17 protein-coding genes and 1 tRNA gene are annotated in these 15247 nt (G+C 43.7%); 2 read left to right on the top strand and 16 right to left on the bottom strand.

Going from position 1 to position 15247, the window contains the following annotated elements; all coding sequences use genetic code 11:
- Positions 1-151 precede the first annotated feature (151 nt).
- The 11 genes from MKY92_RS30320 to rpsF form a co-directional block, all read right to left on the bottom strand.
- Positions 152-1738: an MFS transporter gene (locus MKY92_RS30320; RefSeq protein ID WP_339298697.1), complete on the bottom strand. Its 1587-nt coding sequence runs from the start codon at positions 1736-1738 to the stop codon at positions 152-154.
- A 251-nt stretch (positions 1739-1989) separates the two neighbouring features.
- Positions 1990-2895 (bottom strand): D-alanyl-D-alanine carboxypeptidase family protein, encoded by a 906-nt coding sequence (locus MKY92_RS30325; RefSeq protein ID WP_339298698.1) that lies wholly within the window; start codon positions 2893-2895, stop codon positions 1990-1992.
- A 253-nt stretch (positions 2896-3148) separates the two neighbouring features.
- Positions 3149-4975, bottom strand: coding sequence for an oligopeptide ABC transporter substrate-binding protein (locus MKY92_RS30330; RefSeq protein WP_339298699.1), 1827 nt, complete (start codon positions 4973-4975; stop codon positions 3149-3151).
- Between the two features lie 18 nt (positions 4976-4993).
- On the bottom strand, positions 4994-5899 hold the full coding sequence (locus MKY92_RS30335) for an ABC transporter permease (RefSeq protein WP_221820229.1): 906 nt from the start codon (positions 5897-5899) through the stop codon (positions 4994-4996).
- Between the two features lie 29 nt (positions 5900-5928).
- Positions 5929-6891, bottom strand: coding sequence for an oligopeptide ABC transporter permease (gene opp4B / locus MKY92_RS30340; protein ID WP_036611942.1), 963 nt, complete (start codon positions 6889-6891; stop codon positions 5929-5931).
- 7 nt (positions 6892-6898) lie between these two features.
- Positions 6899-7831: an ATP-binding cassette domain-containing protein gene (locus tag MKY92_RS30345; RefSeq protein WP_047841027.1), complete on the bottom strand. Its 933-nt coding sequence runs from the start codon at positions 7829-7831 to the stop codon at positions 6899-6901.
- A 4-nt stretch (positions 7832-7835) separates the two neighbouring features.
- The gene (locus MKY92_RS30350) at positions 7836-8834 is read right to left on the bottom strand and encodes an ABC transporter ATP-binding protein (RefSeq protein ID WP_339298700.1); all 999 of its coding nucleotides are present in this window, start codon (positions 8832-8834) and stop codon (positions 7836-7838) included.
- Positions 8835-9564: 730 nt separating this feature from the next.
- Entirely contained in the window at positions 9565-10155 is a 591-nt protein-coding gene (locus tag MKY92_RS30355) for a M15 family metallopeptidase (protein ID WP_339298701.1), read from the bottom strand.
- Positions 10156-10371: 216 nt separating this feature from the next.
- Positions 10372-10644 carry a 30S ribosomal protein S18 gene (rpsR, locus tag MKY92_RS30360; RefSeq protein ID WP_017691433.1) on the bottom strand — a complete coding sequence of 91 codons (273 nt, stop codon included), beginning with the start codon at positions 10642-10644 and terminating at the stop codon, positions 10372-10374.
- A 56-nt stretch (positions 10645-10700) separates the two neighbouring features.
- Entirely contained in the window at positions 10701-11186 is a 486-nt protein-coding gene (gene ssb, locus MKY92_RS30365; protein WP_017691432.1) for a single-stranded DNA-binding protein, read from the bottom strand.
- A 48-nt stretch (positions 11187-11234) separates the two neighbouring features.
- On the bottom strand, positions 11235-11528 hold the full coding sequence (rpsF, locus tag MKY92_RS30370) for a 30S ribosomal protein S6 (RefSeq protein WP_036611944.1): 294 nt from the start codon (positions 11526-11528) through the stop codon (positions 11235-11237).
- 202 nt (positions 11529-11730) lie between these two features.
- On the opposite strand from rpsF, the gene MKY92_RS30375 reads away from it, so the two are divergent.
- Positions 11731-11925, top strand: coding sequence for a YjzC family protein (locus MKY92_RS30375; protein WP_036671877.1), 195 nt, complete (start codon positions 11731-11733; stop codon positions 11923-11925).
- A 440-nt stretch (positions 11926-12365) separates the two neighbouring features.
- Here the strand turns inward: MKY92_RS30375 and MKY92_RS30380 are convergent.
- From MKY92_RS30380 to MKY92_RS30395, 4 genes are all read right to left on the bottom strand, one after another.
- Positions 12366-12456: transfer RNA gene (locus MKY92_RS30380), tRNA-Ser, on the bottom strand.
- Between the two features lie 103 nt (positions 12457-12559).
- Positions 12560-12769, bottom strand: a complete 210-nt coding sequence (locus MKY92_RS30385) for a DUF951 domain-containing protein (RefSeq protein WP_036611950.1) — start codon at positions 12767-12769, stop codon at positions 12560-12562.
- Entirely contained in the window at positions 12759-13697 is a 939-nt protein-coding gene (locus tag MKY92_RS30390) for a mechanosensitive ion channel family protein (protein ID WP_339298702.1), read from the bottom strand. The genes MKY92_RS30385 and MKY92_RS30390 overlap by 11 nt, the downstream gene beginning before the upstream one ends.
- 14 nt (positions 13698-13711) lie before the next feature.
- Positions 13712-13975, bottom strand: coding sequence for a DUF3343 domain-containing protein (locus MKY92_RS30395; RefSeq protein ID WP_017691427.1), 264 nt, complete (start codon positions 13973-13975; stop codon positions 13712-13714).
- A gap of 117 nt (positions 13976-14092) precedes the next feature.
- On the opposite strand from MKY92_RS30395, the gene yyaC reads away from it, so the two are divergent.
- The gene (gene yyaC, locus MKY92_RS30400) at positions 14093-14698 is read left to right on the top strand and encodes a spore protease YyaC (RefSeq protein ID WP_036611957.1); all 606 of its coding nucleotides are present in this window, start codon (positions 14093-14095) and stop codon (positions 14696-14698) included.
- On the opposite strand, the gene MKY92_RS30405 is transcribed toward yyaC, so the two are convergent.
- Positions 14673-15173 (bottom strand): DUF4446 family protein, encoded by a 501-nt coding sequence (locus MKY92_RS30405; protein WP_047841029.1) that lies wholly within the window; start codon positions 15171-15173, stop codon positions 14673-14675. The two genes, yyaC and MKY92_RS30405, sit on opposite strands and share 26 nt — an antisense overlap.
- Between the last annotated feature and the right edge of the window lie 74 nt (positions 15174-15247).

Below are 15247 nucleotides of genomic sequence, written 5' to 3' on the forward strand. Positions count from 1 at the left end.
CTCTCTCTGGAATCAAGACACCGCTTACGCTCGTTCTATTGTAATCATTGCAGGAGCAAGAAAAGTTACAATCCGGTTAAATTGAAAAGAACAGCGACTCCTTTTTAGCTACAAAAGGTACACTGTTCTCTTCATTTCTAACGTTATCAAATCAGCTTGTAGATACATCTTCCACATGATGACTCTTCTCTTTTTGACGCAGACGTCCCGTTATAAGCGCAGCTATCAGCGTAAGCACACTGAATACCACCGCAGACCAGAAAAGACCATTGTAACCCTGCCCTGTCGTTTGATGCACTGCCTGGAGCAACACCTCACGGATACCTTCATCAGGAATCTGGGACAGGCCCTCTGTCAGACTGGAGACATCACTCCCTGATGCCCCTCCCGAGGCATATTGTTGCAGCATCTCGGGCGGTACCTGAATTCCTTTGTCAGCGAATCCTGCCTGAATGTTTGATCCCAGATTAACGAAAGAACGTGCCAGGAATCCAGCGAAAATGGTAGGTGCAATCGCCATCGCCATCTGGCGGAATAACGAGCTGGTCGCTACCGCGATGCCTTTGTTGTTCTCCCCTGCCTGTTCTGTGACAAGTACGTTAACTGGCGCACCAAGCATCATACCGAAGCCAATACCTACGAGTGTACTCGCGATGACAAATTGCCAGATATGCTCCACCCATAGCGGAAACAGCAGGAATCCAATTGCAGATAGCAGCCCCGCAACGGATAACGTCCAGATTGGCCCTTTGCGGTCAACGAGGTATCCACCTCCACCTGCCCCGATGCCGGATGCCAGCGCGAGCGGAGTAAACCAGTACCCGGAAGCTGTATTGGATACGCCGAGATATTGTTCAACAAATCCGGGAATAAAGATCACCGAGGCCAGAATGGCTCCGGAGAAAAAGGCAATCAACAGCGTCCAGCGAAAGGACGCAATGCCCAGAAGTTGTGTCGATACAACAGGTTCACGTTCAGATCCTTCCAGCCTTTTTTCCATGAAGTAAAAGAGCACGAGAATGATCACACCTGCCAAGAAGAAACCGTAGAACATGGGTGATCCCAGGCTTTGAAGCATGTTCACACCGTCCAGATTGCTGAAGCTATACATTAAACTGAGTACACCCAACGTTAGGACAGCAATACCGCTCCAGTCCACTGCTGCACGATTCAGTTCCTGCTCTTCCTGAATAAATCGAATACCTGCAATGAATAGCAGAATGGCGATAGGTACATTGATCAGGAATAACCAATGCCAGTTGCCCGTAAGGTCCAGTATAAAAGCACCGACATTGGGTCCCAATATAGCGGCAACACCATTCATCCCTCCGAGCAGACCCAAAGCTGTACCCTGACGCTCCGCCGGGAACTTGCTTAATACGTATGAGCTGGCAATGATAAAAATCCCACCACCGCCCAAAGCTTGAATGACACGAGCAATCAGGAAAAAGGTAAACGATGTGCTCAGCGCGACGAGCAGGGACCCGATCCCAAACAACGCCACTTCAATCAAAAATAGTTTCTTGCGACCATAACGGTCCGACAGTTTGCCCGCAATAGGTACACTCACCGCAAGCCCAAGCGTGTAAAGCGTAATCGTCCATGCTCCCCATGTTGGCGACACACCAAATGATGCATTTAAGGTGGTCAGTGAAGAGGTGATGATCCCGTTATCCAGTGCAGCCATAAATACCCCTATGGCAAACAGGATTAGCGGCCATTTCATTTGTTTTTGCATCACATGTTACCTCCCGATCAGATCGTAAATTTAGTATCGTACAGTTGGTTTGATACATATATATTAAACTGAATTGAATAATAATGACTCACTGGTCATTTTAAAACAAAAGAAATCCATATGTCAATTTAATAATATGGTTATATGGCTCAATTTACCTCTGATTCGATAAAATAGAGCTACCACATGTTCAGTCGAACCTGCGGACAGCCCTCATATCTTATCTAACGTACTAACGCTTGCGTAATGCTTCAATAATCTGGTCTGACTCGGTTTCCCGAAAACCCATAGTTGAACAACTTCCGAGTCTCCACAAAACGCCCTTCACGAGTATCTGTTCCAAATACAACTGATATCAGCCTTTTGCCATCACGTTCAGCTGTCCCCACAAAATGATATCCGGAATCTTCATCATATCCGGTCTTCAATCCGTCATTCCCATCGTAAGCATACGGCCCACCAATAGAGGACAACATCCAGTTCGTGTTACTCATGTACATCCCTTTTTGGTGCATTGATACTTGCATTTGACTAGAAACTCTTAAAATCTCGGGATGGTTATTCAGCAGATATCGCGCAAGCTTGCATGCATCTATAGCCGTCATTAAGGTCTGCCCTTGTATATCCATCGGACGGTTAGGACCAAGCAGCTTTTCACTGAGGCCCGTTGAATTCGTGAATTGTGTATCCTCAGACAGCCCAATCTGAGTTGCTTTCTGATTCATCTGTTGCACAAAATTTTGCTCTGTACCACTAATATGTTCTGCAAGAGCAACCGCTGCATCATTGGCTGAATAGACAGCTACCACCTGGAACAACTCCTGAACGGTGAATTGCTCTCCCTGTTTCAAGGTCAATTGACTGCCCCCCACCGAGCTGGCATACAGACTCACATTAACAAGATCGTTCCAACCTATATCACCATTGATCACGGCCTCCATTACTAACAGTTCTGTCATCAACTTACTGACGCCTGCCGGGGCAATCTCTTCGGAGCCGTTAAAATCCATTAAGATCTGTTCAGAATTCATATCCATTAATACCGCAGATTCAGCTTTAATTCCCGGTTTGCCTACCAGCATGTCCGGTTTCACACCCAAATATATAATAAGCAAGAGAGCCAGCAGCATACCTGCCCGTTTCCACCATTTTTTCATAAGATGATCACCTCTTACCTATATAGACGAAGTAAAGAGGCTTTTTGTCTGCACTTTTTTGAAAAAAAGTTAAATTTTTTTTATTTTTTGGTTACAAAAAAACATGAACCCCATACACCCATGCCAGAGTGTACAGAATCCATGTTTTTAAAGACACTTTTTATTCATTTTCCCAGGAGAATTCTTCATTAATAATCTAGCAACCGGCTTCTTAAAGGACCCCAATCCTTACAGCTGCTAATTTAAGAATGTTTTACTGAGCTACAACTGCTTTGTCTGCATTAACTTGCAGGTCGCTCAGGTAAACGCCTGTTCCATCACCAATCGCATAGTTCATTACACGTTTGTTAACGGGTGCTACAACTGCACGATACAGTGTAGGGAATACAGGAACTTCATCTACCATGTATTGCTGCCATTGATTGTAGACCTCTTTACGCTTGTCTACATCAAATGCTTCAGCAGAGATACCTTGTGCCAGCAATTTGTCATTCTCTTCGCTGGAGAATCTGGAGAAGTTATAGAGTGCATCACGGCCATACAGACCAGATGGATCTACGTCAATACCAACGCCCCATGCTGCTTGATACACATCAATGTTTGGATCATCTTTACCTGTGTTACCTACACGGTCATAGAAGCTGTTGAACTCAACCATTTCGAGGTTTACTTTCAAACCAATAGCTGCCCATGATTGAACATAATAACGAGCCAATGGTTCAGCTGTGTCGCCACCAGTCATGGATACAAAGTTGATTTCGAGTGGTGTTCCATCCGGATTCGTACGGAATTCACCATCCAGTTTGTAACCAGCTTCGTCGAGCAATGCTTTCGCTGCTTCTGGATCATATGTTACACCCGGATTGTTGGAATCATGGAATTCTGGGTGAGATGGTGGAATCAAGGTTGTTGCGTTCCAACGCAGGCCATTATAGAAACGTTTACCAACTTGATCGTTATCTACAGCCATCCACATTGCTTTACGTAATTTTTTATCGCCCATTTTTGCTTCGGCATTGCTTACAACTTTTCCGTTCTCTTCATCCCACGTACCCAGTTTGAAACCGATGTACGTATAAGCACGATCGATTGCTCCCAGGAATTCTACATTGGACAGGTTAGCATTATCTTTGTATTGATCTGTCGGGAATGCATCCACGAGGTCTACCCCGCCAGATTTCAGTTCTTGAACAACCGTTGTCGGGTTGATAACTTTCAGAGTCACTTTGTCCAGTTTCGGAGCTCCACGCCAGTAGTCTTCGTTTTTAACATAAGTTACAGACTCACCCGGAGTGATGACATCCACTTTAAATGGACCAAAACCAATTGGTTTTTCACGTACTTCTTTGGAAGAAGACATTTTTGCTACATCCATATCTCCGAAGATATGTTTAGCCAATGGATACGTCCATACGCCACCTGTCAGCAGGGACGGAGTAGATTCTTTATACGTAATGCTGATTTGTTTGTCGCTCAGTACTTTAATACCAGAGATTGTTTTTGCTTTTCCAGCATGGAATTCTTCCATACCTACTATGCTAGTAAAGTTGGAGTCATAACGTGGACCATCATACGCTTTGTTACCAATAACTTCATAAGCAAATTGCAGATCTTCAGCCGTTACCGGCTTGCCATCATGCCAGTTTACGTTGTCACGAATGGTCAGTGTGAACGTTTTGCCATCTTCAGAAGTTTCATACGTTGCTGCACCATCGTTGGTATACACATAGTCTTTATCCCAAGTCAGCAAGCCTTCGTCGAACCATTGAAGAACCTGTACATCCGGGTTACCGGAATAGAAATTGTAGTTCAGTGTACCTTCAAAAGCAGTATCCGACACAAGTCCAAATGTAATCGATCCACCCTCGATCGCAGTACCCTCATTCGTTTTGACATTGTTGAAGTCATCAATGGAGTAAACGCCCTCTTCATTAGCAGGTTTTTCCTCCGTTTTTCCCTCTTCTGTGTTGGAAGCTGGAGCTGGAGTAGCTGCTTCTTTCTCAGAGCACGCCGCGAGCACCAATACAAAGACCAACATCATCGTGAAAAATAGTCCCCGTGAAAATAATCCCTTTTTCATGAACCTTTCCTCCCTTTTTTAACCTCTTCTTTGTCTTGCATCAGTCGCACGCTTTAGGGCTTGACCGACATTATTTATACTCAACATCAATACCAGAATCAGTACCGATGCGGGTAGCCATATCCACCATCTGGATTCCAGGGTTTGCGGATTACGTGCATAACTTACGAGTGTTCCAAGACTAGGCGTACTTTCGGGAAAACCAAATCCCAGGAAAGATAACCCTGATTCGAGGCCAATGTTGGCAGCGAGATTCAATGTCATCGTTACGATGATAATGGAGCTCAGATTCGGAAGAACCTGTGAGAGCATAATCTTCAGATGAGAAGAACCCAATGTTTTTGAAGCTTTTACATAATCCAGTTCCCGTTCCTGTAATGCTTTGGAGCGAATCAATCTGGCAATACCCATCCAGAGAAATGCCGTCATGATTAGAGAGAACGAGATGATATTGTATTTCGGTACTGCCGTAACAAACGCGATAACAATCATCAACATTGGAAGGATCATGAAGAAATCAACAACACGCATAAACAGGTTGTCTATCATTCCACCGAAATAACCGGATAAAAGGCCAATTAAGATACCTATGAAGCCAGTCATTAACGTTACGATAATTCCAATGGTCAGGGAGTTACGTGTACCGATGACCAGTTGGCCAAATACATCACGACCTCCATAGTCCGTTCCAAGCCAATACTTAGCGGATGGTGGTTCATATAAGGCAAACAGATCCACGCGTACGATATCATCCTGATTCAGAATGAGAGACGTGCCATATACCAGCAACATGACCAAGCCCAAGAAAATGAGCGAGATTAGTGCCACCTTATCTCTGACAAGCTCCCGCCATACAATACTCAAGCTGGAGGGGCTTTTATCAACCTTTTGTGAAGTTACAACTACCTCGTTGGCCTTGCTCATCTTGTTTTCACCCCGAAATCTTCAAGTTCTTACTTGATCCGTATACGTGGATCTACAATTCCTAGAATTATGTCAGACAGCAATGCCCCGAGAATGGAAGCTACGCCATACAACAATACGAGTGCAGTCACAACGCTGAAGTCACGCAATGAGATGGAACTCAGGAACAACTGCCCCATACCTGGATAACTGAATATACTTTCGATAAATACCGTGCCTCCGATAAGTCCTGTGATCTCATATCCAAAGAACGCGGCGATAGGTAATAATGAGTTCCTCAAGATATGCCTGTTGTAGATCCGGGATTCCGAGGCACCTTTGGCTCTGGCAGTAATAACGAATTCCTTATGCTTGATATCAATGATTTCACTACGTAAATATTGAACCGTAGATACCGTTGTAATTAGTGCCATGGATAATGCCGGCAATAATAGATGATAGAACTTACTCATTACGTAGCTGAATGTGCCTGGTGTAAGTCCTGGCGCAACGCTACCTCCTGTCGGGAACCAGCCGAAGTGGAATCCGAAGATCCATACCATCACCAGTGCAAAGATGAACAATGGTGCGGCAAAGCCCAGGTAGGTGTATCCCGTGATCAACCGATCAGACCAGGTATCGTTGTAACGACCACTGATGATACCCAGTGGAATAGCGATCAGGTAAGTCAGTACAAGTGTCGCCAGTGCGAGCCAGAATGTGTTTGCTACACGCTGACCGATCAGGTCCGTAACCGGCATTTTGAAACGGAAGGATTGCCCAAAATCACCTTGGATAGCGTTTTTGATCCAGTCCCAATATTGCACGTACCAAGGATTATTCAATCCCAGTCTCTCTCGCTGCGCTTCCAATGCTTTGGGATCAACGCTTGGATCAAGCAATCCCGTTAGTGCATCGCCCGGCATGGCCTTGGCCATCAGAAAGACCAAAAGACTAAGTAAAAATATCTGAGGGATCATTATGATAATTCTGCGTACTATCGTTTTCCACATATGGCCTTCAACCTTTCTGAGGTAGAGCTACTCGGTGAGTATCGGAAATGGATTTGAGCGAGTATGCAAGCCCTTCCTCATCAAAGAAATTTCGGTATGAATGTTCATACTCGGATTTGACCTGTTGACGGAAGGCTACCATTTCCTCTCGTTTGGTTGGGTCCATATCCGGAATGGCTGCAATGAGACGTTTGGTATAGATGTGTTGCGGATTCTCAAAAATATCATTTGTTGTGCCCTGTTCCACATATCGACCTTTATACATAATTCCAATCTGATCACACATATGACGGATGATACCCAGATCGTGACTGATGAACAGATAGGTCAGATTTAATTCTTTTTGAATTTCCTGCATGAAGTTGAGTACCTGAGCCTGTACCGATACATCGAGTGCAGATACAGGTTCATCCGCGATAATTAGCTTCGGCTTCAGTGCAATAGCCCGTGCAATACCGATCCGTTGACGCTGCCCCCCTGAGAATTCATGCGGATATTTGTAGATTGATTCCGGACTCAGGCCAACCTTTTCAAGTAATTCTCTTACTTGTCTTTTCTCCTCGGTAGCTGTCAGACGCTCATAGTTACGAAACGGCTCAGCGATAATATCGATAACCCGCTTCTTTGGATTCAGTGATGAATAAGGGTCTTGAAAAATCATTTGTACATCCCGCTGAAGCTGCCTGTTCTTACGTCGCTCCGTAGCCAGATTTTTGCCGTTAAACAGAATCTTGCCGTCAGTGACATGGTTTAGCCCAATAATGGCTCTGCCTGTTGTTGTCTTACCTGAACCTGATTCGCCAACCAGACCATAGGTCTGTCCTTCTTCAATGGAGAAGCTAACATCATCAACAGCCTTTACACTGCCAATTTCCCGTTTAAGCAATCCACCGCGAATCGGAAAGTGTATCTTGAGTCCTTCTACTTCGAGTAATGCCATTATGTTATTCCTCCTCAGCTTGGTCAGGGAAATGAAAGTGCTGGTAACAGGTACAACGTACATAGTGACCTGGTGCAATTTCATGCATCTGCGGGTTCTCTTCATGAGCCGAATCACTAATCCATGGAATTCGGGCCTTGAATCGGCACCCTTTGCGAGGAAGATTTTTGAGTGAAGGCACGATGCCTTGGATAACATGCAATTTGGATCTTTCTTCAGAAAGGGTAGGGATAGAGTTCAACAGTGAACGTGTATACGGATGCTTCGCATCATTCATCAACGTGAAGATATCTGCGATTTCAACAATTTCACCTGCATACATAACTGCCACGCGATCTGCCATTTCAGCCACTACACCCAAATCATGTGTAATCAGAATAATGCCTGCGTTAATCTCATTCTTCAGATCACGGATCAGTTCCAGAATCTGTAGTTGAATCGTAACGTCAAGCGCCGTCGTTGGTTCATCGGCTATGAGTAGTTCCGGTTTGTTGGCAATCGCAATGGCAATAACAATTCTCTGTCTCATACCACCAGATAGTTCGTGGGGATACTGCTTGTATATTTGTTCGGGACGTGGAATCCCTACCTGATTCAATAAGTGAATGACCTTTTCTCTCTTCTCTCTGGAAGACAGCTTGGACTGATGAAGTGTGAGAATCTCTTCAATCTGTTCACCAATAATCATTAGAGGATTTAGTGCGGACAAAGGGTCCTGAAAAATCATGCCCATTTCTTTGCCGCGTAGTTTGTTTAATTTGCTTGGGGAGATGTTGGCAATATCTTGTCCTTTATAGAGAATCTGGCCTTCGATCTTTGCTTTGTTATGCAAACCCATAAGAGAGAATGCAAAAGCACTTTTACCTGACCCGGATTCACCTACAATTGCCAACACTTCATTTTTCTTCACCGTAAGGTTAACGTGATCCACTGCTGCATAATAGTCATCTTCAATTCTGAATGATGTTGTTAGATTTCTGACTTCCAATAGCTCTGTATTCAAATCAATCACCCTAACCCCATAATTTCCGTAGATTGTATTCGTGTGTAGAGATATGCATCCACTGTATATTTCCAAGTTCTTGAAGATAACGAACAATAGCTTATACAAAATACCAAATTGTTAGGAGAAACAAGTATAAGAGACTTATATTTAGACCATTGGTCAATTAATGTTGATAATTCCTAGCGGAATTATATATCAAAATAATTAATGTAATCATACGTGTAATTTTAGCTAACGTCAATGCTTATTTTGAGATTTTTGGTATAAATGTTTTTTATACTACAGATTTGGATATTAGTAATACTATAAAGGCATATATCAGGAATTTTGAGAGGTGTTATCTTGTTTTTGGCTGTGAGGTGTACATAGGCAATTAGTCAAAATAACATATACATAACATAACAGTTACATCTAATGTATATGTATGCTTTAATTTAAGTAGACAATCTTAATTTTGCGTGAGGTAAATGTTACATATATGAGTGATGATTATATATCGATCCATAGCTGAATTTTATTGAACCGGAGCCGTTATGCTTACAATTGAAATAATATGTGCGATCAAAGCAAAAAATCTAGTTAATCTAGTATAGTTTTATTTATTTGCTAATGTAAAGACCAAATTGTCATCTTTTATCATTTATTTTACAAAAGAAAGAAAAAAGCCCTGCAAAATGCAGAACTTATCTAATATTTATTCATTTAATTGTATATAAAACACCTTTTACTAAGAATCAGGAGGTCTTTTACCACGTTTTAACTCATTAATACTCAAACCAAAATCCATCTGCAAGTGAGGATAGTCCGGAAAGTTTGCCCAATCTCCACCCCAAGTGAAACCTAACTCTTTGGCTAGATCCACAACTTCCATCCAGTCTGCCTTACCATTGCCGTTATCATCCCGTTCCATATCCCACACCACATCACCCTCAGGCGTCCTCAATGCAAAATCAATTGCTAATCCGTAGTTATGATAAGACTCACCACCACGTGCATTAGTAACGATATTGCCTGCACTTGAACGTCCTTGGTTGAATAGTGCATCTTGCTCCTCGGAACTTCGGTAACCGTGGGTGATAACAATCTCTATTCCACGTCTCGCTGCCTTACGTACCAATAATTTCTCATTCTCTGCTACCACAGGATGTAGGCCGGTGATTGGCATAGCTTCTTGGATTGTTGTCCCAGGCCACATGTTATCTATATCATCTTTTTGTTGTAACCACACATATATAATGGAAAGTAAAAGAGTAGCTATAATCCAGGTTTTCAGACTGCTCTTTTTTCTCTGTTTGCCTTTACGTTTTGATGTATTCATATCCACTCCTGATGATTATTCTGAAATAAAGCTATTCTTGCTAACTGAGCCTTTTCAGTAGATTAGACTCTATTATAATCCATTTGAGCCTTGAATGCTTCTATCACCATAGTTTGGATTCTCTAATTAGCTAGAGTGAACATGTTATTTTATTCTATACATACAAAAAAGCAGCCGGCTATAAGCCGACTGCTTCGTATGCAAGCTGAGTAAAAACTACTCAGTTGTGTATGGCAATAATGCGATTTGACGGGAGCGTTTGATTGCAATCGTCAGCATGCGTTGATATTTAGCGCTAGTACCTGTTACACGGCGTGGCAAAATTTTTCCACGTTCGCTGATAAATTTACGAAGCAAGTCCGTATCTTTATAATCGATGTGAGTAATTTTGTTAGCTGTGAAGAAGCACACTTTACGACGTTTATTACGGCCGCCACGACGTGCCGGTCTTTTATCGTTGTCTCCGCCTTCTCTTTGCTTGAAGCCCATGCTTTTCAGTCCTTTCCTATCATGTAACCCATATCTCCTAAGAGTATCAGTTCATGTTAAAATGGCAAATCATCATCCGATATATCAATCGGTTTTCCGTCATCGGAAAAAGGATCCTGATTGTTGCTACGCGAATTATTGTTATTGTTCGCGCGTCCGCCGCCTCCATAAGAAGGCTCTTCACGCATTGGTTGCCCACCGCCACCACCGCTATTATCACGGTTAGCTGACTCCAAGAAACGGACATTATCGGCAATGACTTCGGTCACGTATACACGTTTTCCTTCGTTATTCTCGTAGTTCCGTACTTGAATGCGTCCTTCGACTGCAGCCAGGCGTCCTTTGCGCAAGTAGTTCGCACAGGTCTCGGCAAGCTGTCTCCAGGTTACGACCGGAATGAAATCGGCTTCCTTTTCTCCCCCTTGGCTTGTAAACGGTCTGTCCACTGCCAAAGTAAATTGCGTAACTGCTACTCCTGCTGGAGTGTAACGCAACTCAGGATCCCGGGTTAACCGTCCGATCAGAATGACACGGTTCAACAATGTAATCCCCTCCTTCAGAGCGTATTGGTGCGTTAATCACGAGTAGTCTTAAGCAGACTTAACGTCGTTGGTAATGAGATAACGAATTACTTCGTCAGAAATCTTCATGAGACGCTCAAGTTCAGTTACAACTGCTGGTTCAGCAGTGAAATGTACCAGAACATAAAAACCATCACGGAATTTCTTGATCTCATACGCAAGACGGCGTTTACCCATAACGTCGTGAGCTGTAACTTCACCACCGCCGTTGGAGATGATGCCTTGGAATTTATCGACTGTAGCTTGAACAACTTCTTGCTCAATGTCAGGACGAATAATGTACATCACTTCATATTTGCGCATAATTTTCACCTCCTTATGGACTCTGGCCCTCAATCTAGGTTGAGAGCAAGGAACGAGCACAAACTCGAACTATATTAATATAACAAATACCGAGTTAAAGTGCAAGCAAACGTTCCCTGTACATATTGGCACATGATCAGCCCGGCTATGGAGCACACTACAGAAGCAACAAAGTAACATAATCTGCAGAGGAGGTTTTATCATGGGTGAAAAAACCGAGTTTGAACCAGGAGACAAAGCCCCAAACGATGGAGAGTACACGGAAGTTGGGGAAAAAAGCTTTGTCACGGAAATTCAGAATCCAAAGCGGGTAACGCTGCAAAAAGGTGAAGCTTTTCCCGAAACAAGCAATCATAATCGTAAGTGGAAGAAGCTGACCAAAGCCCGCGTCCATTAATCGCAATACTTTTTTGACGATCCATGTATATAAAACGGAATAAAGCACATAATACAATCAGGCGGTGCACGAGAGAGGTGTGGTTCCGTTGGACAACGAAGCCGATCATTCGCTGTTGGAGATTCATCACGTAATTTAAGAAGCAAGTGGTTATGTGTAGTAAGGCCCTTCGTCTGAAGCACGCGTATTGCTACGTGCAGTACACCAAGTTTCTGATTGTTACGACCGATTGTTTCCTAACAAACAAATGCACCGCCGGATAAAGAGCCCTTCGGGGCTCTTTGTTTTTCGTTCGAGTCATTAATGATGCATCTGATATGGATACGCGTTTCAATACATATTCAATAAAAAGTTATACCAAAAAAGACTTTCCTAATGGAAAGTCTTCTTATCGATCTTTTTATTAAACTCAATGTGTATTGAGTAAATTACAATTGAAGTGGCGGAAAGGGTGGGATTCGAACCCACGCACGCTGTGACACGCCTAACTGATTTCGAGTCAGCCCCCTTGGGCCTCTTGGGTACCTTTCCGCAGCATTATTGATTATAGCATGATCATTTACAGAACGCAACACTCCTACGGAGCCTGCATGTAAACGTTATTACGCACACTGCATACCGAATTATTGCAAGATCAGGATTCAGTGGAATCTTCGGCTGAACGCAGTACCTTCTTCATGTTTTTCTCGAATTTCGCTCTTGGAATCAACACGCTGTGTTTACATCCGACACACTTAATCCGAATATCCATACCCATACGAATGATCTCCATCTCATTGCTGCCACAGGGATGCTGCTTCTTCATCTGCACGATATCCCCAAGCTGGAAACTTTTACGCTCCACCTGTGCCATCCCCCTCATCTTTCTCCAAAGCTACTGCCTGTTCCAATACAGCTTGATGGCTCATCTCATGATACTCCAGCGTTTTCTTCACATCGCCCTGAATCTGACGCTCCACCGAAGCACGAGAGTTAGGCATACATTCAGCCACAATTCGCACCACATACTCAGATGTAGACATCGACTGTATACCGAGCACATCCGGCACCTTCACAATATTTAGGTCACGCTCTTCAATCCCAACCAAAGACTTTTTCACCAGATGTACCGACTCATCGAGACTTAAGTCCGCCTTCATCGGAATATCCACTACAGCCAGCGAATTCGACATGGAGTAGTTCGTTACACTAGCAATCGCCCCGTTTGGGATAATGTGCACCTCACCTTGCCAGCTGACCAGTTTCGTTGTTCTAAGTCCAATCACTTCAACCGTTCCCTTGTAGGTTCCCGTCTGAATAACATCCCCCACAGCAAACTGGTCCTCCAATATGATGAAGAAACCCGTAATCACATCCTTGACCAGACCCTGTGCACCAAAACCAATGGCAAGCCCGAGCACACCAGCACTCGCGAGTAGCGGTCCAACTTGGATATTGATCTCAGATAACAGTAGCAGAATCATAATAAAATTACATGTTATGGAGGTCGCATTTTTCAACAGTTCCCCTACGGTTACGAACCTGCGCGGATTTACGCGAATCTTGCCTTCCTGCTTGCGTTCCATGGAACGATCTATAATTCGATATACCACCTTAATGACAATACGGGTGATGATAAAAATAATGATGATCCGGATTGAGCTGAACATAATGTTAAGCCACATGTCAGGATCTGCAATTTTGTTCCAGACCTTATCCGTCCAACGAAGGGCTTCATTTACAGCACCAGCAGCACCGGTCTCATCCCCTTGAGCAAACTGAAATGACAACATTCATCATGCCTCCTCTACATCGGTATGTTATCATAGCTGTCTTCTGTTTTGAAATAGAGGCCTCGGATCTCTACGAACTCGTTACGAATGATCTTCTGCACTCGCTCCAGATCCTCTTTTGGAAACTGAATACATAGCGCACACCCTGCTGTAATTTCTTTTGGCGTAGGGAACAAATCAATCTCTATCTCAGCAAACTCCAGCAGCATTTCAGCACGCAGTGCCTGCTGGGTTGAATCAAATGCAATCAGCATCCAATCGTTAATCCATTCGTCCATGTCCGGCTCCTTTCGCCATACGTCCAACCCTAGAGAAAAAGCTTGTCCTCGTGAAGTATAAAACGCTCTACCTTTCCATATACTGTTACTACTATTCCAAGGGAAAGGATAGATCCTATGAATCCTACTTCGCGTTCCTTTTCATCACAAGACATGACCAGTTTGAAAATCCCACATACCGATCCAGGTATTCACTCGGCCATTACCCATCGTTTAATGTTCCATCTCTATAAAGCCCATTCTCTGCAAAATGTAGTGATTGTCTGCATCGGCACAGATCGCTCAACAGGCGACTGTCTTGGTCCTCTGGTCGGATCAGCCCTTTCCAAGTGGGACAGCCCTTTATTCCATCTATATGGTACCTTGGATGAACCAGTCCATGCGATGAACCTGCAAGATACACTCCACAACATACAGAAAACACACCATAACCCTTATGTGATTGGCATTGACGCCTGTCTCGGACAATCCTCCAGTGTGGGATGCATTCAAGTGGTGAATGGTCCACTCAAGCCGGGTGCGGGGGTAAATAAAGAATTACCGCCGGTCGGCGATATCCATCTGACAGGTATCGTTAACGTCGGCGGCTTTATGGAATACTTTGTTCTACAGAACACACGGCTCAGTCTTGTTATGCGCATGTCCGAGATTATATCCAGCAGTCTGTACTCGGCCATCCGGGAATGGCATACACGTTCTACTCTGCTTGCTGTGCCAGAGTAATAGCTTCCTTTTCCTCTGGGGACAGAGTATACGTAGACTCTCCCCCTTTAAGAGGTTTGGCATATACGTAAGAACCGTCACGGTTATATATCCCCGTAAGGATCATGCCATCCTGGCTATCGTTAATCATAGCCATGGAGAAGCTCAGATCACTGCCACGCTCTCCATATGCATTGTACCTTTTCACGCCAACTTTACCTTGAATGCGGGTCAGCTTTTGCATGACAACTTGCAGCTGATTCGTTTGCAGTTTGTGTTCGTCCTCAATGCTGTCCATCTGAAGTTTCAGATTAATCAGCAATGATTCCAGGTCCTCTACTCCACTGCCAGCCATCATGGCTTCATATTTACGTTTAAACTTTCGTAACTTTGCCCCTTGAACAATACTCACAATCAGCAGGATCACCGTAAGTAATGCCATTCCGCCAATAATCCATAACAGCTGTTCCAGAATCAGCTCGTTTAATTCAGCCATGTAATTGCAACTACCCCTCTATATTTTTGATCAGATTAACGTCTGTCCTGTAATATTATCATTCATTATAAATC

It is taken from the genome of Paenibacillus sp. FSL R5-0623 (assembly GCF_037974265.1).
Classification (GTDB): Bacteria; Bacillota; Bacilli; order Paenibacillales; family Paenibacillaceae; genus Paenibacillus.

What these genes read in the sequence shown, in the direction of transcription:
- MKY92_RS30320 (WP_339298697.1), bottom strand. Translation starts at nt 1,738, where the DNA reads ATGCAAAAACAAATGAAATGGCCGCTAATCCTGTTTGCCATAGGGGTA.
- MKY92_RS30325 (WP_339298698.1), bottom strand. Translation starts at nt 2,895, where the DNA reads ATGAAAAAATGGTGGAAACGGGCAGGTATGCTGCTGGCTCTCTTGCTT.
- MKY92_RS30330 (WP_339298699.1), bottom strand. Translation starts at nt 4,975, where the DNA reads ATGAAAAAGGGATTATTTTCACGGGGACTATTTTTCACGATGATGTTG.
- MKY92_RS30335 (WP_221820229.1), bottom strand. Translation starts at nt 5,899, where the DNA reads ATGAGCAAGGCCAACGAGGTAGTTGTAACTTCACAAAAGGTTGATAAA.
- opp4B (WP_036611942.1), bottom strand. Translation starts at nt 6,891, where the DNA reads ATGTGGAAAACGATAGTACGCAGAATTATCATAATGATCCCTCAGATA.
- MKY92_RS30345 (WP_047841027.1), bottom strand. Translation starts at nt 7,831, where the DNA reads ATGGCATTACTCGAAGTAGAAGGACTCAAGATACACTTTCCGATTCGC.
- MKY92_RS30355 (WP_339298701.1), bottom strand. Translation starts at nt 10,155, where the DNA reads ATGAATACATCAAAACGTAAAGGCAAACAGAGAAAAAAGAGCAGTCTG.
- rpsR (WP_017691433.1), bottom strand. Translation starts at nt 10,644, where the DNA reads ATGGGCTTCAAGCAAAGAGAAGGCGGAGACAACGATAAAAGACCGGCA.
- rpsF (WP_036611944.1), bottom strand. Translation starts at nt 11,528, where the DNA reads ATGCGCAAATATGAAGTGATGTACATTATTCGTCCTGACATTGAGCAA.
- MKY92_RS30375 (WP_036671877.1), top strand. Translation starts at nt 11,731, where the DNA reads ATGGGTGAAAAAACCGAGTTTGAACCAGGAGACAAAGCCCCAAACGAT.
- MKY92_RS30390 (WP_339298702.1), bottom strand. Translation starts at nt 13,697, where the DNA reads ATGTTGTCATTTCAGTTTGCTCAAGGGGATGAGACCGGTGCTGCTGGT.
- MKY92_RS30395 (WP_017691427.1), bottom strand. Translation starts at nt 13,975, where the DNA reads ATGGACGAATGGATTAACGATTGGATGCTGATTGCATTTGATTCAACC.
- yyaC (WP_036611957.1), top strand. Translation starts at nt 14,093, where the DNA reads ATGAATCCTACTTCGCGTTCCTTTTCATCACAAGACATGACCAGTTTG.
- MKY92_RS30405 (WP_047841029.1), bottom strand. Translation starts at nt 15,173, where the DNA reads ATGGCTGAATTAAACGAGCTGATTCTGGAACAGCTGTTATGGATTATT.